This is a genomic window from Planococcus halocryophilus (assembly GCF_022489025.1).
GTDB lineage: Bacteria > Bacillota > Bacilli > Bacillales_A > Planococcaceae > Planococcus > Planococcus halocryophilus_A.
Genome location: NZ_JAKVTG010000007.1, coordinates 100,609 through 123,372, shown reverse-complemented (window position 1 = coordinate 123,372; position 22,764 = coordinate 100,609). Strand labels below are relative to the sequence as shown.

Below are 22,764 nucleotides of genomic sequence, written 5' to 3'. Positions count from 1 at the left end.
GTTAAGTTGACGTTATTCATTCAACTTATTCGAATGATTGTGGAACATCACTTGCTTAACTTGCTGGTTGTCCATTTCAACGATGGTCCACGAAATATTCAAATCCGTGAAGGTTGCGCCGGTTTCAACATCTCCCGGGCCCTTGAAATGAATCCATCCGCCAATCGTATCGATGTCATCACTTTCATCAAATGTTAAATCAAAGCGTTCTTCAAGATCTTTCAACAACACGCGGCCGTTAATCAAATATTGATTGTTGCTCACTTTGCTAATGTCCGCCACTTCATCAAAATCAAATTCATCGCGTATTTCCCCAACGATTTCTTCTAAAATGTCTTCCATTGTAATCATGCCGGCTGTCCCACCATATTCATCTGCAACGATGGCAATGTGGACACGGGCTTTTTGCATAATCATTAATGCATTTTGCAAACCCGTTGCTTCAAAAACAGTCGGTAAATCTAAGACGAAATTTTCCAGATACCATTCGCGTCCAGCGACAATATGCGGAAGCATTTTCTTGGCACTGACAAATCCGAGAATTTGATCTTTGTCACCATCTTCTGTGACCGGGTAACGCGTGTAATTGTTTTCATCCAAAATCTCAATAATTTCTTCGAGCGGCATGTCTTTATCAAGTGTGACGAGTTCTGTGCGTGGCACCATGATGTCTTTGGCTACGCGCTCATCAAATGAAAACACATTTTCCATATACGAAAGTTCGGTTTCATTGATGGCTCCGCCTTCAAAACTTTGCGCCATCACGATTTTCAATTCTTCTTCTGAATAAGCTTGTTCATGACCTGCTGGTTTAACGCCAAAAATTCTTAGCAATACGCGAGCTGCTCCGTTCAATGCCCATATAAAAGGCTTCATGACTTTTCCGAACCAGTACAGTGGCGGTGCCAAAAGCAGAGACATCTTCTCAGCAAATTGAATCGCCAATGTTTTCGGTGCCATTTCGCCGACCACTACGTGAAGATAGGTTACGAGTATAAATGAGATGGCGTAAGAAGCGGTTGATGCCATAGCATCGGAAACCGCAAAAAACTCAAAGACTGGGTACATTAATCGTTCAATTGTCGGTTTTCCGAGCGCACCAAGTCCAAGCGCTGTAACGGTAATACCGAGCTGACAAGCCGACAAATAATAATCCAAGTCGCTCGCCACTTTTTTCGCGATTACTGCTTTTTTATTGCCTTCTGCAATTAATTGATCGAGCCGCGACATGCGAATTTTAACAACCGCAAACTCCGAACCCACAAAAAATGCTGTTAAAGCGAGCAATAGTATTAATAAAGCCAAATTCAATAAGGTAACTATATCCACGTGTCTTCCCTATAAAAGGGATTCACCTCCAAAATTATTTACAACAAAGCGATCAATGATGTGATTGCTGCTAATTGATGCTCAAGTGTTTTGCTGACGTGCAGTTTCACAGAACTGGGCGCATCTTTTAACTGCTCTTCCAAGCTCGTGATTTTTCGTTGCAAGCATTCGAATTCTTCATATACTTCATCAACCAGAAGCTCTGTCTCCGGATTTTCTGGTGTATTCAATACTTCTTTAATTTCCGAAATCGACATGCGCTGTTTTTTTAATAATTGGATGCGTTCAAGCGTCTGTATGGTAGAAGCCGGATAAAGCCGATAATTTGTGTCAGATCGCTCGCTACGGAGCAATCCCGATACCGTGTAATAATCGATGGTTCTCGTCGATACTCCGCTCAATTTTGCAATTTCCCCGATTTTCATTAACTCCTTCCCAATGCAGACGCCTCCTTTTTTAGCCGATTTGATCTGTGACTCGATAGCACCAGATCGTTGTACTAAAAAATATAGCACGTTCTGCGAAAAAGCATACAGTGTAACGTGCTGGTTTTCGAATAAAATCTAAATGGGTGCAAGTTAGCGACATTATATCGACATTTATTGTATAGGGAGTTGGGTGGAGATGGTAAAACTTTTTGTGTGAGTGGGTGTCCTTGTTAAGACTCCAAAAGTTCATGTAAAGAGTTCAAAAGTTCATGTATAGCACTCAAATATGCTGATAACAACTTCAAAACTTCATGTAACAACTAAAAAAGCCAGGCACCCTCTGCCTGGCTCATTTTTATTCTTCTGTAACAAGAGCTTGTTCCACCATTTTCTCAACTTTTTCGTCGCCTTGGATCATCATCGCAACAATCAACTTAGGATTTGATACTTGGTAACCAACGAACCATTTTGTCTGCTTGCCTCTTTCATTTGCTGTACCGCTTTTGCCAGCGATTTCAATGCCAAGTTGTTCACCGGTATTGCTGAAGCTTTCCCGTAAAATCTCAGCGTTCGCAGCACTCAACAAGTTTTCATTCCATAATTGTGGTTTTTCGTCATTCACATACAAGGTCGGTTTGTACAGTTTGCCGTCCGTCAAAATCGGGCTATAGAGATTGGCAAGGTGCAAGATATTGACTTGCATCTGACCTTGGCCGGATGCTGTGTCAGCAAGCTGCCCCTCGGAGCCAAATGTGCCGTCTTTTGAAATGCGTGACGTTGTCAAGTCGATTGGAAAATCGAGTTCTTCGCCAAAACCGAAGTTTTCCAACCCTGTTTGAAACTCATTGTCTTGGATATTCAGTGCTTGTTGGGCAAAGTAAATCGAGTCGGAGTAAACAAGTGCTTTATTTAAATCAATCGGATTTTTAATATCATCCCGCGGTCGCGTAATGCGAAAATCGCCCCACGAGCGGTAACGTTGCCACGACTTGCCGGTGATGTCCATTCCTTCTGCCGGATCGAGCGTACCACTTTCCATTCCAATGGCTGCGGTAATTGGCTGGATTACTTGTCCCGGCGTATAAACGGCTGCAAAGCGATTGAAAAATGGCTGCAACGGGTCGTTCGCAAGTTCTTGGAATCGACTCGTGGTGATGTTTGGCACAAATTCATTGGGGTCAAAGCCCGGTGAGCTGACCAGTGCCAAGGTTTCACCAGTCGTCGGATCAATCGCTGCACTTGCTCCCGGTTGTTCTTTCATCGCCGTATAGATTTTTTTCTGCAACTCGGCGTCAATGGTTAACGTAACTGTTTCGCCTGGTACGGGTTTATTTTCGACCGAGGTGATCACGGCGTTTTCTCGTTGTTTTTTCAAAATAATGCGACCGCCTGCTTTTCCGCGTAGCCGCTCTTGCAACACTTCTTCTAAGCCTTGTCGCCCTACCAAGGTTTCAGTCGTATAGCCTTGGCCACTCCACTCCGCTAGTTGCTGAGCCGTAATCGGGCCCACATATCCGGTAACGTGTGATAAAGCACGGTTGTACGGATAATTGCGCATCACTACTTTTTCTTGCTTGGTACCGCGAATGGTAAATAGCTCATCCAGTATCGCTTGGTCTGCCTTGATTTGCGCAATCGGCACTAAATAATGCGGCTGCACCCACGGTTGATTGAGCCGGCCATCAATCGTCTCTTCTGTAACCCCTAGCAACTGCGCCAATTGTTGCTTTTTCGATAAATCGAAGTTTTCAGGAACTACGCCAATTTCATAGCCTTCACTATTCGATGCGATCGCTTTACCATCGCGATCGAGAATTTCCCCGCGCGCCCCTTCAACAACAGTAGTCGTCACTTGGTCCCCTGCCTCTAAATTCGGCAAAATAAACGACGGGTCCCATTCCACAAACCAATCTTCCTCTTCATAAAGCAAGGTCAAGGTTTTATTAAATTCCACCGGACCCACAATGGAATCAAAACTCACGTTAATTTTGAAATCCGCCGGCTGGTCTTGATTCCATTCGGCATCTTCGTCAGGCTTTGTGTACGTGACATTGATGTTCTCAACGCCAAGCTGTTTGTGCAACTCTTGTTGCCATGTCACAAAATTCGCTTCCCCGTAAACGGTTTGCGTGCCTTGATTTAAATAAGTGCTGTGCATCGTAGGAAAGTCACCATTGTTCCATAGCTCAATAAAATCGGCCACCCGTCCTTCCGGTGATTCAACCGTTTCAGTTGGCTCTTCTCGTGGTTGTTCAGGAGTCGGTTCCGCTTCCTCCTGCTGGCACGCTGTTAATAGAAGAATAAATGCAAAGAAAATTGCCATTAACTTGGTCTTATCCATTTTATGACCTCCGCTCTTTTCCTTTCTTCTATTATCGCTTGAATGGCGCGAGATTTAAAGTCTGAGTATTCTGTTTTTATTATCGTACGGAAATTGGCATCCTTGTTAAAATTCTAAAAGTTCAGGTAAAAAGCTGAAAAGTTCAGGTATAACTCTCAAAAGTTCATGTTAAGACTTCAAAAATTCTTGTAAAAACTCGCATCCTTGTTAAAACTCCAAAAGTTCAGGTAAAGAGCTCAAAAGTTCATGTATAACTCTCAAAAGTTCAGGTAAAGACTCCAAAACTTCATGTAAAACCAAGCATCCCTATCAACCCCACAAAAAAAGTAGCCAAGCTTTACCAGCTTGGCTACTCCATCAATCATTTTTTCGTTTTTTCTTTTATTTTATTGGCAACGTCGTCTTTCATGACCATTGCTTTGTCTTTGTAGTTCGTGGCTTTTTCTTTGTAGTCGTCTTTGTTTTCTTCCCAATGGGTTCTGCCTTTTTCGATCGACTTGTCTTTGAATTGGTTGAGTTTTTCTAGAAATGCCATGTAAATCATCCTTCCGTTCTGCCCGCCGCTCTAGCGGTCAGGTAAACTACCTTAAGCATACGCTGTTTTTTGTTCATTGTCGAAAAATAGTGTCTTTTGGAACTTACTGCGTTCACGTTCGTATAATCTAATACGACACCAAAAAAGGCGGTGCTCCATGTTTGAAGAAATGAAAGCTCGTTATTTGATTTTGTATTCGGTTATAGGAACCGTTGTCAGTATGGTGACGTTGGTTCTGTTAAATGTCAGCGTCATCGCGTTTGAAGTTGTCAGCCAGTTGGTGATGTATGTCGTCGTCCCTGGAATTTACTTTGGCTATTATTTTAAAAAACACAATGCCTCGATTTGGAACGTCTTATCGTTTACGGGCACCAAGAAATGGTTGCCGACTTTATTTGCGTTAGTGGCAGTATCGATTGCTTTTTCGCTTAGCATGTTTGGCTTCAGCTGTATGTGCTGGCACCGTTTGCTCCGTGGCTTGTCGACTTTTTGTTAGAAGAGATCCCGCTACCCGAGTCGCCTTGGTATATTGCGTTCACGATTTTCACCATCGCTATTTTGGCACCGGTGGTCGAGGAATTTATGTTCCGCGGCGTGTTGCTAAAACGCTTGATCGGCAAAACTTCGGTATGGGGCGGAATTTTGATCTCCAGCTTAGTGTTTGGCGTGTTGCATCTTGATGTGGTCGGCGCATTTTTGTTTGGTGTTATAGCTTCGCTCCTGTATTTGCGCACAAATAATTTACTGGTCCCGATTTTTTTGCACATCATCAATAATTCACTCGCGGCCGCTTCGCTGTTTTTAGCTCCAAAGTGGCCAGAGTCGGTTGCCATATTCAACTTTACAGATGTCTACACGAAAGCCATGCCGAATACAGTCATGCTAGTCGTTAGTGCCTTGTTTATGCTGGGTGCGATTTACTGGCTCGCGCGTGGGTTGCCAACAGAGAAAGAATCCATTTCTGAATAAAAAAAGGTCCACCGCAGTGGACCTTTTTTCGTTTTAAACAGCCAATTTCGCTGTAAACTGACTTTGATACAAATCGGCGTAAAAGCCGTCTTTATCGAGCAGTTGTTGATGCGTGCCTTGTTCGATGACTTTCCCTTGATCCATGACAAGAATCAAATCAGCGTCTTTAATGGTCGACAAGCGGTGGGCAATGACAAAGCTTGTGCGGCCATCCATCAATTCACTCATCGCTTTTTGGATAAAGATTTCCGTCCGCGTATCTACGCTCGATGTTGCTTCATCCAAAATCATAATTGGCGGATCGGCGAGAATCGCACGAGCAATGGTCAATAACTGCTTTTGCCCTTGTGAAATATTCGATACTTCTTGATTTAAAATCGTATCGTAGCCGTCTGGCAACGTGCGGATAAAGTGATCGGCATGTGCAGCTTTTGCCGCATCGCGGACTTGCTCTTCTGTGGCGCCGGTTTTGCCGTACGCAATATTGTCGCGAATCGTGCCGTTAAAGAGCCATGTGTCTTGCAAAACCATACCAAAGTTTTGGCGCAATTCATGTCTCGACATATCACGCGAATCTAGACCATCTATCAAAATGCGTCCGGCATTTAATTCGTAAAAACGCATGAGTAAATTGATCAAAGTGGTTTTACCAGCACCGGTTGGTCCGACAATGGCGACCGTTTGTCCTGGTGAAACATCAATATTCATTTTTTCGATCAATAACTCATTGCCATATCCAAAATCAACATCTCTAAATGCGACAGCGCCTTTCGCACGCTCAAGAACAGAAGTTGTCACTTCTTTTACTTCTTCTTCCTCATCCAGCAATTCAAACACGCGCTCCGCAGCGGCAATGGTTGATTGAACGATATTGGCGATGTTCGCCGTTTGCGTAATCGGCTGCGTAAACTGTTTGGAATACGTGATAAAAGCTTGAATATCCCCGATCGAAATCGCGCGTTGTGTGACTAAAATACCCCCAACGATACTAATCAAGACATAACTCAAGTTCCCAATCAATGTCATCATCGGCATGATGATTCCGGAGATAAACTGTGCTTTACGCCCTGCGTTGTATAGCTCTTCATTGACTGCATCAAATTGTTCGTTGGATTTTGCTTCATGTCCAAACGCTTTAACTACTTGATGGCCCGTATACATTTCTTCCACGTGACCATTTAAATGGCCAAGGTTTTTTTGTTGACTCGCAAAATACTTTTGAGATTTTTTCAAAATCGGTCCGATCACAAATAATGACAACGGCAACGTGACGACGGCAATTAACGTTAACAACGGACTGATCGTTAACATCATGACGAAAATCCCAATGATGGTGACAATCGACGTAATAAATTGCGTCAAACTTTGTTGCAAGGTGCTACCAATTGTGTCGATGTCGTTGGTCATACGGCTTAAGGTTTCGCCGTTTGCTCGCCCATCAAAATACTTGAGGGGTAATTTTTCTAGTTTTTTATTGACGTCTTGACGCAAATCATAGACCGTATCTTGCGCCACTGTCGACATCATGTATTGCTGGATATAGCTGAACAAACTACTAAATACATACAATCCGGCAAGAAGTGCGAGCAACTGACCAATAACACCAAAATCGATGCCCGCTCCTGGTGCGCCTTGCAATTGACCGTAAGCCCCTTCGAACAATTCAGTGATGGCCATCCCCATAATTTTCGGTCCAATAATCGTGAAGACGGTACTAAGAATGGCGACTAAAAAGACGGCTGCCAGTTTTTTCCGACGTGGTTTTAAATACGAAACAAGACGTCGGAACGTGCCTTTAAAATCTTTTGCTTTTTGCGGCGGCATGCTTGCCCCGCCATGTGGAGGTCCCATTTGGCTCATGCGATTTCCTCCTCTGACAGCTGTGATAAGGCAATTTCACGATAAACTTTGTTGGATTCCAACAATTCTTTATGCGTGCCCATGCCGACCATTTTGCCTTTTTCTAATACGATGATGCGATCTGCATCGACAACTGTACTGACGCGTTGCGCGACAAGAAGCACTGTAGCGTTTTTCGTTTCATCTTTTAACGCTCTCCGCAGTTTGGCATCTGTTTTAAAATCCAATGCCGAGAAACTATCATCAAAAATATACAGATCTGGTTTGCGAATCAAGGCGCGGGCAATTGATAAACGTTGTTTTTGACCGCCCGATAAATTGGAACCACCTTGTTCGATTGGCGCTGTGTAGCCACCTTTGATTTGATCGATAAACTCCGTCGCTTGCGCGGTGCTTGCAGCTTGTTTCATTTCTTGATCGCTAGCATCTTGTTTACCAAAGCGAATATTCTCCGCAATGGTTCCAGTAAACAGCACAGATTTTTGTGGCACAAAGCCAATTTTCGACCGAACTTCTTGTTGCGAAGCTTCGCGTATATCGACGCCGTTCACGCGGATGGTCCCACTACTCGCTTCGTAAAAACGCGGCACGAGATTAACGAGTGTGGTTTTACCAGAACCGGTCCCACCGATCAACGCCGTGATTTCACCCGGTTTTGCGGTAAAACTAATATTCGACAATGCCGGTTCTTCCGCTCCCGGATAATGGAACGTCACGTTTTCAAATTCCAGCGTGCCACGACTGCGGTCTGCTTTAGCCGTGCCATCGTCTTTAAAAGCTGGCTGCATTTCCAATACTTCGTTAATACGTTTCGCTGATACAGCTGCCCGCGGAATCATTACAAACATAAATGACGCCATCAGTAAGGCAAACATAATCATCATGACGTATTGAATAAACGCCATCAAGTCACCAATTTGCATAGCTCCGTTACTAATACGAATGCCACCAAACCAAATAACAGCAACAACCGTCATATTCATCACCAACATCATCGTCGGCATCATAAACGCCATGACTTTATTGACGCGAATCGACACATCTGCCAATTCACGATTGGCTTTTTGAAGACGCGCTTTTTCTTCGGTTTCGCGGTTAAACGCGCGAATAACGCGAATGCCTGTTAAGTTTTCCCGCACGACCAAGTTCAATCCATCCAGACGTTTTTGAACTTGTTGGAACAACGGAATCCCGTATTTCAAAATCAGCATGACAGCAATGACCAAAACCGGCATCGCGCCAATAATGACTAGCGACAATTTTGCATCTTTTGAAACGGCCATAATGATCCCGCCGACTAACATAATGGGTGCACTAATAACCATCCGCAACATCATAATGGTGACTTGCTGAATTTGATTGATGTCGTTCGTTGTACGGGTAATTAGCGAGGCAGTTCCGACTTCATCAAATTCTTGAAGTGAAAATTGCCCAACGTGTTTAAAGACTTTTTGCCGCAAATCACGACCTAGCCCCATCGCCGCTTTCGATGAATAAAAACTAGCAAAAACAGATGCCACAGCACCGATTGCAGAAACGAGTAGCATCCAGCCACCGATTTCCCAAATGTACGGAATGTTGCCTTTTACTACGCCATTGTCAATTATGTCGGCCATCAATGTTGGCAAAAATAGTTCTGCCATTGATTGAGCAAAAACCAGTGCTACAACGCCCCAGACAATCCATTTATACGGACTCAAGTTTTTTAGCACTTTAATCATTTGGTCGTCACCTCTAATTCGACTTCTGTTAAGTACGTTGAAATTTTCTGGTGTGCATTTAGAAGTTCTGTCATTTGTTCAGCAGTAAATTGATTACTCGCTGATTTAAACACTTGGTATAATCCGTCTTCTTGTAAATGGAACTCATCTACTAACTGTTGCCCTTGTTCACTCAGTGACAGCATCATTTCCCGGCGGTTGCACACCACTTGTTGACGGTTAAGATATCCTTCTTTCACAAGCCCATCTACCGCTTGGCTCAACGTACTTTTCGGTAAAAAGGTTTTTTCTGCGACTGTCTTTTGAGTCATTTCGCTGCAATTAAAAATGGTCATCAAAATCGAATATTGCGGAATTGACAAGCCTTTTTCCGCAGCCGACTTTTGAATAAATCGCACCATATTTTTTTGCACATTGGCAAATGACATCATCAATTGCATATACGTTTCTCTTTCTTTCATGTGCTTCACCATCTTTCATTTCTGAACTGTTCCAAATGGAACTATTGTCTATAAGCTACTCTCTTTATAGTGAGTGGTCAACTTGGAAGTATTGATTCACAAAAAAACAACTCTTTATTAAAAAGAGTTGTTTTGAGTGTTTATATTTTATTGTTTGAAACCATGCTTTGCGACCGGCAACAATCAATCAACATCGCCAGCAGTCGACGGTTTTGCATGAAGTCTTGAGGTTTTGTCCAAACTGTTCGAAACACATGAGTGACGAGTTGTTCACAGACAGATTGATCTGGATGGTTTTGACGTGCAATGTTCCATAGTATTCGGTGGTAACGGTCGTACAAATCAGATAAAGCTTGTTCTTCACGATTGCAAATTCCAGTCATCAATTGTTCGTCTATGGTCAATTCGTCACCCCCTTAACTTAGTCATTGCCTATAAAGGATTATCTTAAACCCAATTATCTCGAAATGAAGGCATTTATTTCATATAAAATAAATAACACTAGAAAAATCCTCCTTATGAAGAACTTCCTAGTGCTATAGATCTATTTATTCTGTTAGTGAAGAATATTTTCAAGCGCTTTGTCAATAGTTGGATAAGTAAAGTGAAAATCGAATTGCTCTAGTCGTTCGGGTAAAATCCAGCGACTTTTCAAAATCAATTCTGGTTCTGTTCCAATCATTACCGCTCCGATATTCAACATCCATTCGGTTGCAGGCAATCCCACTTTGCGGTCCATCGTCATTCGCAATTGCTTCATAAACTCGCGATTGGTGACGGGTTCAGGGGAAGTTGTATTGAGCACACCGCTAATTTGGTTATGGTCACGTACGAATAGGATGATTCTATAGACATCTTCTAAGTGAATCCAACTAAACATTTGCTTGCCATTTCCTTGTTTACCACCGAGCCCAAAGCGCACCATGTTTTCATAAGGCGTCATAACTCCGCCCCCTTTACCAAGGACTATTGATAATCGCAGTGCTACTTGGCGCGTAGTAGGCAAGTTAAAAGAAAACAGTGCCTGCTCCCACGCTTTGCCTACCTCCACTGAAAACCCACTGCCAAATTCACCGTTCGCCTCAGTCATTGGACGATCTTCCGCATGACGGTAAATCGTCGATGTGCTGGAATTAATCCATAGCGGCGGCGGGTTGTCACAGTTTAAAATTGCTGTGCCAAGCGCTTCTGTCGTTTCCATTCGCGAATCAAAAATTTCTCGTTTGTTGGCTTCTGTATAACGACAATTTACTGACTTCCCAGCTAAATTGACAACCATTTCTGCGCCTTCCAAAGCATGGACAATACCAGTATGATTTGACCAATTCAAATGTCCCGACTGTCGAGATATGATAATCACTTTATAGCCTTGTTCTGTGAACTTCTGTTCTAAGTATTGTCCAACAAAGCCTGTGCCACCAGCTAATACGATCTTTTTCATCTAGCCACCTATTTTCTGTAAGTTGTTATAGTAGTTGACGCTTGGCTTGAATAAAAGATGCAGCTTAACCAAATTCTTTCTGGTGTTTCTTTTTGCGCTTTATATAATCTTCGTCTTCTCGAATTTCATCCCACCGTTTTTTAAAAATTGCTGCCGATTCTGCTTTGACCGGATCGATGTCTCGCTCTTTAATGCTGCCATCTTCATTGTATTTACGGCCACCTTTGTAATTGGTATAGCGCCGTGCACGCGTATAGCCCATTTGTATAAATTTCCGTGCCATGTCCATGCCAACAAAATCATCTTGTTTACGATACTCCTCGAACATCTCTGAAATCTTATCGCACGACTCTTGTGCAATCTCAGGCGTCTTGAATCGCCAATGGGGTAAAATTTCACCTTTATACGGCTGCACTAACAGTACGCCTTGCTCACCTTTCCCGACACGGTACAGTTCCGGATTTTTACGCAAATCGAGATTTTCATAATCAAGGTCATAATCAAACGCCATCATGATCGACTCCTTTATGCTGTGCTTTGTTAGGAATATACCCTCGATTGAGAGGTGTGAATCTTTTTTATGTGGTTTGGGGGAGATTGGTAGGGATATGGGTAAAGAGGGGAAAAGTTCGGATAAGAGCTTTGAAAGTTCATGTAAGAGCTTTGAAATGTGCGGGTAACAACCTGCAAACTTCCGGTAAGAGGCTTTGATTCGTGTAAAGACTTGAAAAGTTCATGTAAGAGCTTTGAAAGTTCATGTAACAGCTCGAAATATTCAGGTAACAACGCGGAAACTTCTGGTAAAATCTTTGATTCGTGTAAAAAGCTTAAAAGTTCATGTAAGAGCAGTAAAAATTCAGGTAACAGCTCGAAATTTTCATGTATAAGATAATTATATTCATGTAAAGATTCTATACCATGCAAGATTCTTCTATATAAAGAAGCAAAAACACCGCCGAGAGGTCTCGGCGGTGTTTTTTAGGTTAAGCTTCTGTTGTTACATATAAATCAGATACGACGATATCGTCTTCACCCAATATATATGGATGTTTTTTGAGTAACATGTCTCGAATCGGGTCTTCTAGTAATTTATCATCATAAGCACATATCAATGGGAATTGATAATTTTTCACGGAGACGTCGAGAACTTTTTCAAAGTCTTCTATCAAGTGCATAGGAAACTCTCCAGATGCCCACTCTACGTGTACCCAAGCTCTATAAGTTGCTTGTTCTTCTATAAACGGTTGAAGCATTTTTTCAAAATAGAGTTGAATCGCGGGCGGATGATAGCTACCATTTGAAAAATAAAAATCAAAGCTTTTGACAAAATGAATAAATTCCATCTGTTCTTTTGTTAGCTGGCTCTCTAATTCAGAATAGATTTTTGGAGACAAGCGAGGATTTTCAATCAACACGATATGATCCCCTGCTTCTATGCCATGCTTCGCGTAAGCTGCGACGTGTTCGATGTATTTTTGAATCTCGTCATAGGCATATAAAACGCGTACACCTTGCCGTTCTTTAAATAATTGGAGCATGTTTTTGTTCATTTAGTCACCCCTTAAAAGTTCAATGTAACTATTTACAGAACTTATTATACACATTTAGAGAACGTATGTCCCCCGATTTGCTTGAAGGTTTGTGCCTGGTGATTCATGAAGCAGCCTCAAATTTTATGTAAAGATACAATTTATACATGCAAGAATTCTGACGCTAGACATATAAAAGCCGAGGAAAGTTGATCTTTCCTCGGCTTTTTGGGTTCACCTAATCACTGCGTCTTTTGGTATTTTATAAACACGTGCTTCATATGGAAGCAATTGTTCAGGATCGATGTTTTTATAATTGGCCAATAGCAGTGTGGAATCTTCTGGGTGAACGGCGCATAGGCAGGAGTGCTTGCCTAGGTTGGTGACGATAAGCACTTTATCGTCGGCCGATTCGCGTGTATAGGCAAATACGGAGTCATGCCCCATTTCGATTAGCTTGTATTCTCCGTAGACGAAGACATCCATATTTTTGCGTAGCCAAATCATTTGTTTATAGAAGGCTAGTACCGAATGCGGATCGTTTTCTTGTGCTTCGACGTTTAACCACTCGTAATTTGGATTGACGTTGATCCAGGGCATTTCTTCAGAGAAGCCTGCATGGAGCGTATTGTCCCACTGCATTGGTGTCCGTGAATGGTCGCGGCTTGTTGCGCGCAGTAGCGTCATAATGGTTTCGTGATCCATGCCAGTTTCTTTTTTATGGAAATACAAGTTATGCGTATGAACGTCATCAAAATGATCGAGTTCTTCAAATGGCGCGTTTGACATGCCGATTTCTTGCCCTTGGTAAATAAACGGCGTGCCTTGCATGAAGAAATACATACACGCTAAAGCGGTCGCACTTTCACGCCAGTAGGAATGATCGTCGCCCCACGTGGAGACGACGCGCGGCTTGTCGTGGTTTTCGATAAATAATGCATTCCAGCCGATGCCATTTACTTTGTCTTGCCATTTGCTTAGTACTTGTTTTAGTTCTGGTACGTTTACACCATTACTCACTTCCGTATTCCACAAATCAATGTCTTCAAATTGGAAGATCATATTGAATTTGCCGCTTTCTTCGCTAACCCATTCATCGATTTCATCTGCTGAAACGCCGTTCGCTTCGCCGACTGTCATAATGTCGTACTTGCTGAACGTTTCTTCGTGCAATTCTTTCAACAACGGCTGGATGCCGTCAACGTTCATGAATTTATCCCACGAAGGAACAAATAAATGATCGCCTGCACCTTCTGTGTTGGCGTACTCTTTTTTAATATGGCTAATGGCATCTACGCGGTAACCGTCGATTCCCTTATCGATCCACCAATTAATCATTTTATAAAGTTCGTTGCGCACTTCTGGGTTTTCCCAATTTAAATCGGGCTGCTTTTTCGAGAAGATGTGCAAATAATATTGCTGCGTCTTTTCATCAAATTCCCAAGCAGGTCCTCCAAATATACTTTCCCAGTTTAACGGTTCGTCGCGCCAAACGTACCAGTCGCGTTTTGGATTGTTACGTGATGAACTTGATTCCAAAAACCATGGATGTTCATCACTTGTATGGTTGATGACTAAATCAATAATCAGTTTCATACCACGTGCGTGTACTTCTTCCATTAATCGTTCGAAATCAGCCATCGTGCCAAATTCTTCTAAAATGGCTTGATAATCACTAATGTCGTAGCCATTGTCGTCATTTGGCGACTTGTACATTGGGCAAATCCAAATAACGTCGATGCCCATGTCTTTTAAGTAATCCAATTTACTAGTGACACCGTTAATATCGCCTAGGCCATCGCCGTTCGAGTCCATAAAACTACGTGGGTAGACTTGATAAACGATCGCTTCTTTCCACCATTTTTTAGTCATATTCGATCCCTCTCAAAGACGTCGACACGAACCTCTTTCAATCAGGCGTGAAGGAACCGTGACTTGTTTAGAAGGTGTCGATTCGTCTGTTATTTTCTCTAATACCAACTCTGCAGCACGCAGGCCAAGCTCATAAATGGAGATGTCTACCGTGCTCAGTGGCGGCTTTAAATATCTTGAAATAGTGTGGTTGTTAAATCCAATGATGGAAACATCGTCCGGCACTCCAATTTTCAAATCTTCAAGATAACCAATTACTTCGTACGCCACCATGTCATCATGCGTGACGATTGCCGTGGGTGGAATTGGAAGTGCCATCAGCCGACGAATCGATTCGCGTTCTTTGCCTTGGATAAAATCTTGGTTCACCGTATAATCCGCATCAAATGAAATATCGTGCTCAGCAAGCGCCTGCTGATACCCTTGCATTCGGTCAATGGACACGACAAAATCCGTCGCTCCTCCAACAAATGCAATATGGCGATGACCCAAACCAATCAAGTATTCAACTGTGTCTTTCGCGGTATTGATATTATCGTTATTGACATACGTTACTGAACACGGATCTTGATGGGGACGCCCGACAACTGCAAATGGCAACTCGCTTTGTCTTAAAAATTCCAACACCGGATCGCCGATTTTTGAGTACAGCAAAATAATGCCGTCGACTCGCCGACCTTGTACCATTTCAACAACTTCTTGGTAAATTTCTTCTTGTGTGGCTCCTGTTGATAAATACAAGCCATATTTACTGTCATGAGCTTGCGTTGAAATGCCGCGCAATACTTCAGGAAAGAAAGGATTTTGAAAAGCCAATGCTGCTGAGTTTTCCATAATGATACCAAGTGTTCGGCTTTTATTTGCCACCAAATTGCGGGCTTGAAAGTTTGGGTAATACCCCATGTCCTTCATAACTTCCCGCACTTTTGCTTTCGTTTTCACACTGATTCTCGGATTATCTGCGATTACGCGGGAAACGGTGGCTGGTGAGACGCCCGCTTTTTTCGCAACATCTTTAATCGTGATTGCCATTTAACCGTCTCCCTTATTTTACTGCTCCATCTGATACCCCTTTGATAATTTCGCGCTGTGCAAAGAAGTAGAAAACGATAACTGGGACGATAGCCAGTGTCAATCCAGCAAGCGCTAGATGCCATTGCTTCGTATATTCGCCGAAGAAGAAGAACATCTTCAATGGAATGGTCTCACTTCCTGGTGTATTAATAACAAGTGATGGCAATAAATAATCGTTCCAAATCCAAATGATGTTAAGGATCGCGACTGTCACCGTAATCGGTTTCAGGATTGGGAAAATAATATGCCAGAACACTTGCCAACGATTGGCACCATCAATTGTCGCCGCTTCATCAAGTGAGCGCGGGATATTGTTTAATGCACCGTGATACAAGAAAATCGAAAGACTTGCACCAAATCCGATATACATAAAAATCAAGCCGCCGCGGTTCAACATGTCAAACTTACCGAATACGGTAACAAGCGGAATCATTACAGATTGAAACGGAATTAACATCGCTGCAACGAATGTGAAAAACAGTACTGTACTAAGCTTACTTTTAGCGCGCGACAATGCGTAGGCCGCCATTGCTGAGAAGATAATAATTAACACAACACTAATCACAGTAATTAATAGTGAATTAAATAAAGTTTGCATAAAATCAAGTTCTTCGAATGCTTTAATGTAGTTATCAAAACTCCAGTTTTCTGGAGGACTAATCGTATCCATAAAGATTTCTTTTTTTGATTTAAACGAGTTTACGAACATCAAGTAAAACGGTGCTAGCCATAAAATCGCTAACAATAAGCCGAGAACTTCTAGTTTAATATTCCACTTTTTCTTCATTACATTTCGACCTCCTTACGTTTGTTCAGATACACCTGGACAAGTGCGATGATCGCCACGATGATGAAGAAAATAACGGCTTTCGCTTGTGCATAAGCAAAGGCATTTTGCATAAACGCCGTCTTAAAGATTTCCATCGCGACCATTTCTGTAGAGTTGTAAGGTCCGCCGCCTGTTAGCGACAAGTTTTGGTCGTACAATTTAAACGTATTCGACAGCGTCAAGAACATGCTGACGGTAAACGCAGGTGCCACAAGTGGGAAGATGACAAAACGGAAACGTTGGTACGAAGAAGCTCCGTCGATTTCAGACGCCTCAAGCAGTTCTTTCGGCATCCCTTCCAAATAAGCAATATAGATAACCATAATATAACCAGCCATTTGCCAGCTCATCAAAATAACCAAGCCCCAGAATCCAGTGTCTGTTGTAGACAACCAGCCTTGCAAACTTTCCATGCCGATAATTTCGCCAACACTTGCAAATACTTTAATGAAGATAAACTGCCAAATGAACCCTAAGATTAATCCGCCGATTAAGTTTGGCATAAAGAATGTTGTCCGTAATAATTTACTTGAGCGAACGCGACCTGTAACAAGAAGTGCCAGCGACAAGCCAATTACGTTAATTAAAATAACGGACACTACTGAAAATTTTGTAGTGAACCATAGCGAATCTAGGAAACGCTGATCGTGGAATAAGTCGATGTAGTTTTGGAATCCAACAAACTCACCTGTGTTTATGCCGTTCCAAGTGGTGAAGGAGTAATAGACGCCTAGTAGCATCGGAACGATGACGACTAGCGTAAGTGCCAATAAGACAGGGGCAAGAAACAACCAATAAGATAACTCTTTTGTACGCATACGGGCATCATTCCTTTCTTGAATTGTTCGATGAAATTTAGATTTGGTTGAGAAATCGCTCCAGACGGACGCTTTCCGCGGGCACGGCCTTTGCCGCTTCCCTCGCTTTGCTCAGTCCAGTGGCTCCGGCTCGCGCTTTTCCCGCAGGAGTCGCCGTCTTTCGCTTTTTCTTTTAAGTATCCTTTACTAACAATTCACCAAGATATGGAGCAAACCAACGGAGACTCCCGCGGGATAGCGAAGTGTCGAAATCCACTCGGGCGTTAAGCCCGAGTTAGTTCGGCGCAAGCCCGCAGGAAAGCGGAGTTGGTTTGCGGAATATCCTTTGTAAAATGATTTCTGTTATAAATCACAAGTCCAATTTACCCTAGTAACAAAACAAAGTAGCACAGAGGCTACTTTGTTTGAAACACTCATAATGATCATTAGCTTGCGAATTGCTTATTTAGCTCTGTCTGTTTTCCAAGCTTCTTTCGCTGAGTCGATTACTTCGTCCCAGCTCGCTTCGTCGCTTAGGTATTTTTGGATGTTCGAGCCAAGCTCGTCTTGTCCCCATCCAGTTGGATAGCCCATGAATACCCATCCGATTGTGTTACCTGACTCAGAAGCGTCATAAATAGCTTTCGACATTGGGTCAGAGATTTTTGAAGTATCGTAACCTTCATAAGCTGGGATAAATTTGAAGTCTTCCAATACAGCTGTTTTACCTGCATCAGATGTGTATAACCAGTCTAAAAATGCTTTTGATTCTTCTACAACTGCTTCGTCAGCTTTTTTGTTTACGCCCCAATACATTGGTACGCCAACTGGTAGACCCGCATTATCAATGCCTTCTACAGGAATCGGCATAAGGCCAACACCGCTGTCCGCAAGTTCTTGGTCGATGCCAGCGATTGAGCCGTAAGCCCAGTTTCCTTGTTGGATGATCGCTACACGCTCAAGTGAGAACAATTCTTCTACTTGTTGAGAGTAATCAAGACTAACTGTTGGTTGTTTCGAGTATTCGTTTTGCAAATCAACGATTTTCTTGAAGCCTTCTCCGTATTTGAAGTCAACTGTTTCTGCGTCAAATGCTGTTAATACGTTGTTGTCGAATTCTGGTGCTAAGAATGTGTTCGACAAGTGAAGTCCTGTTACCCACGTTTCTTTACCTGGGAAAGCAAATACTGATTCAAGACCAAGCTCGTCTTTTTTCGAATCCAATGTTTTTACAGCTTCTTCAAGTGATGCGTAATCCGTGATTGATGCAGGATCAATTCCTGCTTCTTCGAATAGACGTGTGTTGTAGATAAAGCCGTAACCTTCTTGGTTATAAGGAAGTCCAAGTACTTCAGACTCAACTGTTACGCCGTCAAGGGTGCCTTCAAGAGCTGCGCCTGATGCTGCTGTGTCTGTTAAATCTGCTAAGCTGTCTTTCCAGTCCGCTACATCTTGAGGTCCACCGATGTTAAAGATTGCGGGTTCGTTGCCAGATGCAAAGCGTGAACGAAGTGCTGCGCCGTAATCTTCTCCGCCACCAACTGTTGTGATTTCAATATTAACGTTCGGGTTTTCTTCTTCGTAAAGTGCAACAACATCTTCAAATTGTTCTTTGAATTCCACTTTAAATTGGAAAATGTCAACGGTTACTTGCTCTTCTCCTTCAGATCCTGAACCTTTTTCTTCTCCATCACTACTACATCCTGCTAACACTGCTGCTGATAACATCAATGATGCGACTAGCCCCTTGCTAAACTTTAATTCTTTCATCAGTAAATCCCCCTTTAGAATGTTTGTGAAATCGTTTGCACAAAGCTTCAAATAAAAAATGAGAACGGACTGGAACTTGTTCCCACAAATTAATTATCTGTATCATATCATTATGAAAACGTTTGCACAAGGTATATTTTTAAAATAATTAAAAAACTTTTTTAGCATTTAAGCAAAAAAATAGGAGCGGTTTCTTTCTCCGCTCCTACACACTTTAATTTTCAAGAACTAACAATGCAGCTCCTAAAATGCCGGCATCGTTTTCAAAACGTGCCACTTCTACTGGCACCGGATTTAATAAAACCGCATCAAGCTTTTGCTCCAATGAAGCCATCCACAAGTCTGCCGCTTCTGATACACCGCCACCGATAATGACCATTTCCATATCAAAGGCCGCTTGCAAACTACTAATGACTAGTGCTAAGTCAGCTGTAAATTCTTCTACCACTTTTTTAGCTGCGGGATCAGTCTTTGCGTTTTCAAAAAGTTCGGGTGGCGTCACTGGAAGCCCCGCTTCTTTAATCCTGCGCTGAAGTGCTGTGCCGGATACATACATTTCACTGCACCCTAGACGTCCACACGCACATTTCACTCCGTTTGGATAGAGAATCATGTGGCCAAGTTCTGCTGCACCACCGTGAGGTCCACCACTTAATAGCTTGCCGTCCCATATTACGCCACCGCCAAGACCTGTGCCGAGTGTTAACACCACTACACGATTTAGCCCTTGTGCTGCGCCAAACTTCGCTTCTGCAAGTGCCACAACATTGGCGTCGTTTTCGACTTCGACGCGTTTTCCTGTTGCTTTTTGAAGCCATTCTTTAACAGGTGTATCGGTCCAGCCTGGCAATGTTTCCGCCGCGTAAATTACTTTTCCTTGTTTTGGATCGACAAAGCCATGCGTACCAATGCCAATTGCTTGGACTTCTGGCTGCTCTACCAATATCCGCAAAATGTTTTCTTCAAGATACGGATAAAGCGGGATGATTGTCGGAATTTTTTCCTCGTAAATAATTTGACCGCTAGCATCAATGATGCCTATACGGATTTTTGTGCCACCTATGTCGACTCCTAATACTTTTTCCATAGTTCCTCCTTATGGTCTTCGTTTTTATTTGTAATATACAACGGCTTCGTATGGCTTGAGCACGAGTTCGTCTTCACCGCTCCGACGATTATAATTGCCGATTAACTTGTCGCCTTCTGGGCGTTCTACTGTTTTTGGTTGACTTGAAAAATTACAGTAAACGGTCAAGCTTTCTTTGTTCCATGTACGCGTATATGCGAATAATTCTTTGTCTTCGCGGTGCAATAACTGGAAGTCACCATGCGTGATGATGTCCATGTTTTTACGGAATGCGATGAGTTTTTTATAGTATTGATAAATGGAATCCGGCTCTTGATGCTGGAGAGCGTTGATATCTGTGTAATTTGGATTCACCTTTATCCAAGGTGTACCTGTTGTAAAGCCACCATTTGGCGCATCCGACCATTGCATTGGCGTTCGTGCATTGTCGCGACCTTTCGCGTAAATTTTCGTCATGATGTCGTCATGCGAAATTCCCGCTACGCGCTTTTCTTGATACATATTGATGGTTTCAATGTCTTTGTATTCTTCAATAGCATCAAAGCGGACATTGGTCATGCCCAGTTCTTCGCCTTGATAAATATACGGCGTGCCTTGCATAAAGTGTAGACACGTTGCGAGCATTTTAGCTGATTCAACGCGCCATTGTTGATCATCACCAAAACGCGACACAATGCGCGGCTGGTCATGATTGTTCCAGTACAAACTATTCCAACCTTCATCGTGTAAACCGTGCTGCCATTTTTCCAGATTCTCTTTTAAATCGATCAAATCGAGCGGCTTTAAATCCCATTTCTCCCCCGATGCTTGGTCGAGGTCCATATGCTCGAACGTGAAAATCATATTGAGTTCTTGATTTTGTGCGGCGGTATAGTCGCGTGCTTCTTTTGGCGTCGTGCCTGGTGTTTCACCGACTGTGACGATATCGTATTGAGACAGTACTTGTGTATTCATTTCTTTTAAGTAGGTATGAACATTGGGGCCATTCATAAATTGACTGCTGGCATCGCCACCTGGTGCGTCTTGCATCTCCGGAACTTTTGAAATCATGTTGATGACATCCATCCGGAAACCATCTACACCTTTATCCAGCCACCAGCGCATCATTTCGTAAACCGCGTTTCGCATTTCTGGGTTTTCCCAGTTTAGGTCTGGCTGCTTTTTGGAAAACAAGTGCAAGTAGTACTGATTGCGTTCTTTTTGGTACTCCCACGTCGATCCACCAAAAAACGAACGCCAATTGGTTGGCTGATCGCGCCATATGTAAAAATCGGGATGGTCTTTAAACCAAGCATGCTCATCAGACGTATGGTTGACGACAAGGTCCATGACCAATTTCATGTCACGCACGTGTACTTTTTCCAATAGCTCATCAAAATCCGCCATCGTGCCGAATTCTTTCATGATTTCATAATAATCGCGAATGTCATAGCCGTTATCGTCGTTCGGTGAATCATATACCGGCGACAGCCAAAGAATATCTACACCGAGTTCATGCAAGTAATCGAGTTTCTGGATAATCCCACGAATATCGCCAATTCCATCGCCATTCGAATCCATAAAACTTCGCGGATAAATTTGATACACAGTCGATTTTTTCCACCATTCAGTCATCAAGATGCCCCTTTTCTTGTAAAGTGATTACTATTCTAACATCATACATGAATCCGCTGTTTTGCCAACTACTTAATTTAAACTGTGGTTTTATTGTATAATGAATAAATTATGCAATTCTTCAGAATGCTAAAATTGCGAAAAGAGGTATTCGATGATCAATCAATTAAAAGAACTCTATCCTTCGCTTCAACTATTTGACCAAAGCACACTTTCTTCAGATGCAACCTATAAATGGTTTTCATTTTCTGATGGCGTGATTATAGGCATTCACGAAAGCGAACTTGCTCCAAGAGATTTGTCTTTGCTTACGACATTTTTAACGCCTTATAATCCGACGTTTCCGGTGCTGACAGACGAAGAAAAAAAGTGGTCGGCTGCGGTTGATCCTGCTTTTTCCGCTGACGTTAAGCCGTTTCCATTAAATTCTCCGTATCGCTTTGTGCATTTTTCCATTCAAGAAAAACAAATAAGCCCTGCAGCGTTTAAACAAGCGGTTCAAGATTTTTATGCGCAGCACGTGCCGATTTTGTGGGAAAACGACCATCAAGGAATTTTGGTTGAATACGTCACAAAAGAAGACGGACCGATTTCTTACGATGAAATTATCGATGTGTTGATGAGCGATTTGTATATCAAAATCCATTTTTTCGTTGGTCCACTTCGTGCAAGTTTGGACGGTGCTGTCCCCCATTACCAGGCAATGGTCGATGGTGCAAAAACCGTTAGCCTGTATTCGAAAAAAACCGTTATCAGTTATACCGATGCCATTCCGTATTTATTGCTTGATCAAACACCAGAACCACTCCAGAATGAAATAAAACAATCGGTTTTGCAAGTTTATCAAGGCGATGAAGAAACGATGAAAATGATTGAAGTTTTTGTTCGCAATAACTTAAATATCTCAGAAACGGCAAAAGCTTTGCATATGCATCGCAATAGCCTGCAATATCGTTTTGATCGTTTTTATGAAAACACCGGAATCGACGTTCGGAAATTCCATGAAGCGCTGGCCGTTTACTTAGCGATATTGATTGAAAAGTAAATGTGCACAAAAACAACTTTAAATTTTTAGGCAATTTTGATATTTCCTCTCAATCGTCATTC

At 42.6% G+C, this 22,764-nt stretch carries 21 protein-coding genes; 3 read left to right on the top strand and 18 right to left on the bottom strand.

All coding sequences use genetic code 11. The annotated features are described in order from the left end of the window. Nucleotides 1-12: 12 nt before the first annotated feature. The 4 genes from MLE13_RS10365 to MLE13_RS10350 form a co-directional block, all read right to left on the bottom strand. The gene (locus MLE13_RS10365; RefSeq protein ID WP_240749636.1) at nucleotides 13-1,329 is read right to left on the bottom strand and encodes a hemolysin family protein; all 1,317 of its coding nucleotides are present in this window, start codon (nucleotides 1,327-1,329) and stop codon (nucleotides 13-15) included. 38 nt (nucleotides 1,330-1,367) lie between these two features. Beyond that, entirely contained in the window at nucleotides 1,368-1,754 is a 387-nt protein-coding gene (locus MLE13_RS10360) for a MerR family transcriptional regulator (RefSeq protein WP_240749635.1), read from the bottom strand. 358 nt (nucleotides 1,755-2,112) lie between these two features. Next, nucleotides 2,113-4,098 carry a penicillin-binding transpeptidase domain-containing protein gene (locus MLE13_RS10355; protein ID WP_240749634.1) on the bottom strand — a complete coding sequence of 662 codons (1,986 nt, stop codon included), beginning with the start codon at nucleotides 4,096-4,098 and terminating at the stop codon, nucleotides 2,113-2,115. Between the two features lie 361 nt (nucleotides 4,099-4,459). Next, complete coding sequence (locus tag MLE13_RS10350; RefSeq protein WP_240749633.1) at nucleotides 4,460-4,633, bottom strand: hypothetical protein; 174 nt, start codon at nucleotides 4,631-4,633, stop codon at nucleotides 4,460-4,462. Between the two features lie 157 nt (nucleotides 4,634-4,790). Between MLE13_RS10350 and MLE13_RS10345 the strand changes: the two genes are divergently transcribed. After that, nucleotides 4,791-5,129: a hypothetical protein gene (locus MLE13_RS10345; protein ID WP_240749632.1), complete on the top strand. Its 339-nt coding sequence runs from the start codon at nucleotides 4,791-4,793 to the stop codon at nucleotides 5,127-5,129. Continuing rightward, a complete protein-coding gene (locus MLE13_RS10340; protein ID WP_240749631.1) occupies nucleotides 5,087-5,602 on the top strand; it encodes a CPBP family intramembrane glutamic endopeptidase in 516 nt (171 codons plus the stop codon). Before MLE13_RS10345 ends, MLE13_RS10340 begins: the two co-directional genes overlap by 43 nt. Before the next feature lie 33 nt (nucleotides 5,603-5,635). On the opposite strand, the gene MLE13_RS10335 is transcribed toward MLE13_RS10340, so the two are convergent. The 14 genes from MLE13_RS10335 to MLE13_RS10270 form a co-directional block, all read right to left on the bottom strand. Then, nucleotides 5,636-7,462 carry an ABC transporter ATP-binding protein gene (locus MLE13_RS10335; RefSeq protein WP_240749630.1) on the bottom strand — a complete coding sequence of 609 codons (1,827 nt, stop codon included), beginning with the start codon at nucleotides 7,460-7,462 and terminating at the stop codon, nucleotides 5,636-5,638. Beyond that, nucleotides 7,459-9,183 carry an ABC transporter ATP-binding protein gene (locus tag MLE13_RS10330; RefSeq protein ID WP_240749629.1) on the bottom strand — a complete coding sequence of 575 codons (1,725 nt, stop codon included), beginning with the start codon at nucleotides 9,181-9,183 and terminating at the stop codon, nucleotides 7,459-7,461. Before MLE13_RS10330 ends, MLE13_RS10335 begins: the two co-directional genes overlap by 4 nt. Beyond that, a complete protein-coding gene (locus MLE13_RS10325) occupies nucleotides 9,180-9,644 on the bottom strand; it encodes a MarR family winged helix-turn-helix transcriptional regulator (RefSeq protein WP_240749628.1) in 465 nt (154 codons plus the stop codon). The genes MLE13_RS10330 and MLE13_RS10325 overlap by 4 nt, the downstream gene beginning before the upstream one ends. A gap of 140 nt (nucleotides 9,645-9,784) precedes the next feature. After that, nucleotides 9,785-10,048, bottom strand: a complete 264-nt coding sequence (locus MLE13_RS10320; RefSeq protein ID WP_240749627.1) for an RNA polymerase sigma factor — start codon at nucleotides 10,046-10,048, stop codon at nucleotides 9,785-9,787. A gap of 152 nt (nucleotides 10,049-10,200) precedes the next feature. Continuing rightward, nucleotides 10,201-11,085: a TIGR01777 family oxidoreductase gene (locus MLE13_RS10315; protein WP_240749626.1), complete on the bottom strand. Its 885-nt coding sequence runs from the start codon at nucleotides 11,083-11,085 to the stop codon at nucleotides 10,201-10,203. Between the two features lie 64 nt (nucleotides 11,086-11,149). Beyond that, the gene (locus MLE13_RS10310) at nucleotides 11,150-11,596 is read right to left on the bottom strand and encodes a DUF4385 domain-containing protein (protein ID WP_240749625.1); all 447 of its coding nucleotides are present in this window, start codon (nucleotides 11,594-11,596) and stop codon (nucleotides 11,150-11,152) included. A gap of 472 nt (nucleotides 11,597-12,068) precedes the next feature. Next, complete coding sequence (locus MLE13_RS10305) at nucleotides 12,069-12,635, bottom strand: MEDS domain-containing protein (RefSeq protein ID WP_240749624.1); 567 nt, start codon at nucleotides 12,633-12,635, stop codon at nucleotides 12,069-12,071. Between the two features lie 213 nt (nucleotides 12,636-12,848). Continuing rightward, nucleotides 12,849-14,486 carry a glycoside hydrolase family 13 protein gene (locus MLE13_RS10300; RefSeq protein ID WP_240749623.1) on the bottom strand — a complete coding sequence of 546 codons (1,638 nt, stop codon included), beginning with the start codon at nucleotides 14,484-14,486 and terminating at the stop codon, nucleotides 12,849-12,851. 12 nt (nucleotides 14,487-14,498) lie between these two features. Next, nucleotides 14,499-15,518, bottom strand: coding sequence for a LacI family DNA-binding transcriptional regulator (locus tag MLE13_RS10295; protein ID WP_240749622.1), 1,020 nt, complete (start codon nucleotides 15,516-15,518; stop codon nucleotides 14,499-14,501). A 13-nt stretch (nucleotides 15,519-15,531) separates the two neighbouring features. Next, on the bottom strand, nucleotides 15,532-16,347 hold the full coding sequence (locus MLE13_RS10290) for a carbohydrate ABC transporter permease (protein ID WP_065528480.1): 816 nt from the start codon (nucleotides 16,345-16,347) through the stop codon (nucleotides 15,532-15,534). Continuing rightward, nucleotides 16,347-17,207: a carbohydrate ABC transporter permease gene (locus tag MLE13_RS10285; RefSeq protein WP_240749621.1), complete on the bottom strand. Its 861-nt coding sequence runs from the start codon at nucleotides 17,205-17,207 to the stop codon at nucleotides 16,347-16,349. The genes MLE13_RS10290 and MLE13_RS10285 overlap by 1 nt, the downstream gene beginning before the upstream one ends. A 441-nt stretch (nucleotides 17,208-17,648) precedes the next feature. Next, complete coding sequence (locus MLE13_RS10280; protein WP_240749620.1) at nucleotides 17,649-18,956, bottom strand: ABC transporter substrate-binding protein; 1,308 nt, start codon at nucleotides 18,954-18,956, stop codon at nucleotides 17,649-17,651. Nucleotides 18,957-19,170: 214 nt separating this feature from the next. Continuing rightward, the gene (locus MLE13_RS10275) at nucleotides 19,171-20,043 is read right to left on the bottom strand and encodes an ROK family protein (protein WP_240749619.1); all 873 of its coding nucleotides are present in this window, start codon (nucleotides 20,041-20,043) and stop codon (nucleotides 19,171-19,173) included. 24 nt (nucleotides 20,044-20,067) lie between these two features. Next, the gene (locus MLE13_RS10270; protein ID WP_276323894.1) at nucleotides 20,068-21,657 is read right to left on the bottom strand and encodes a glycoside hydrolase family 13 protein; all 1,590 of its coding nucleotides are present in this window, start codon (nucleotides 21,655-21,657) and stop codon (nucleotides 20,068-20,070) included. 154 nt (nucleotides 21,658-21,811) lie between these two features. On the opposite strand from MLE13_RS10270, the gene MLE13_RS10265 reads away from it, so the two are divergent. After that, a complete protein-coding gene (locus MLE13_RS10265) occupies nucleotides 21,812-22,702 on the top strand; it encodes a PucR family transcriptional regulator (protein WP_240749617.1) in 891 nt (296 codons plus the stop codon). Nucleotides 22,703-22,764 lie beyond the last annotated feature (62 nt).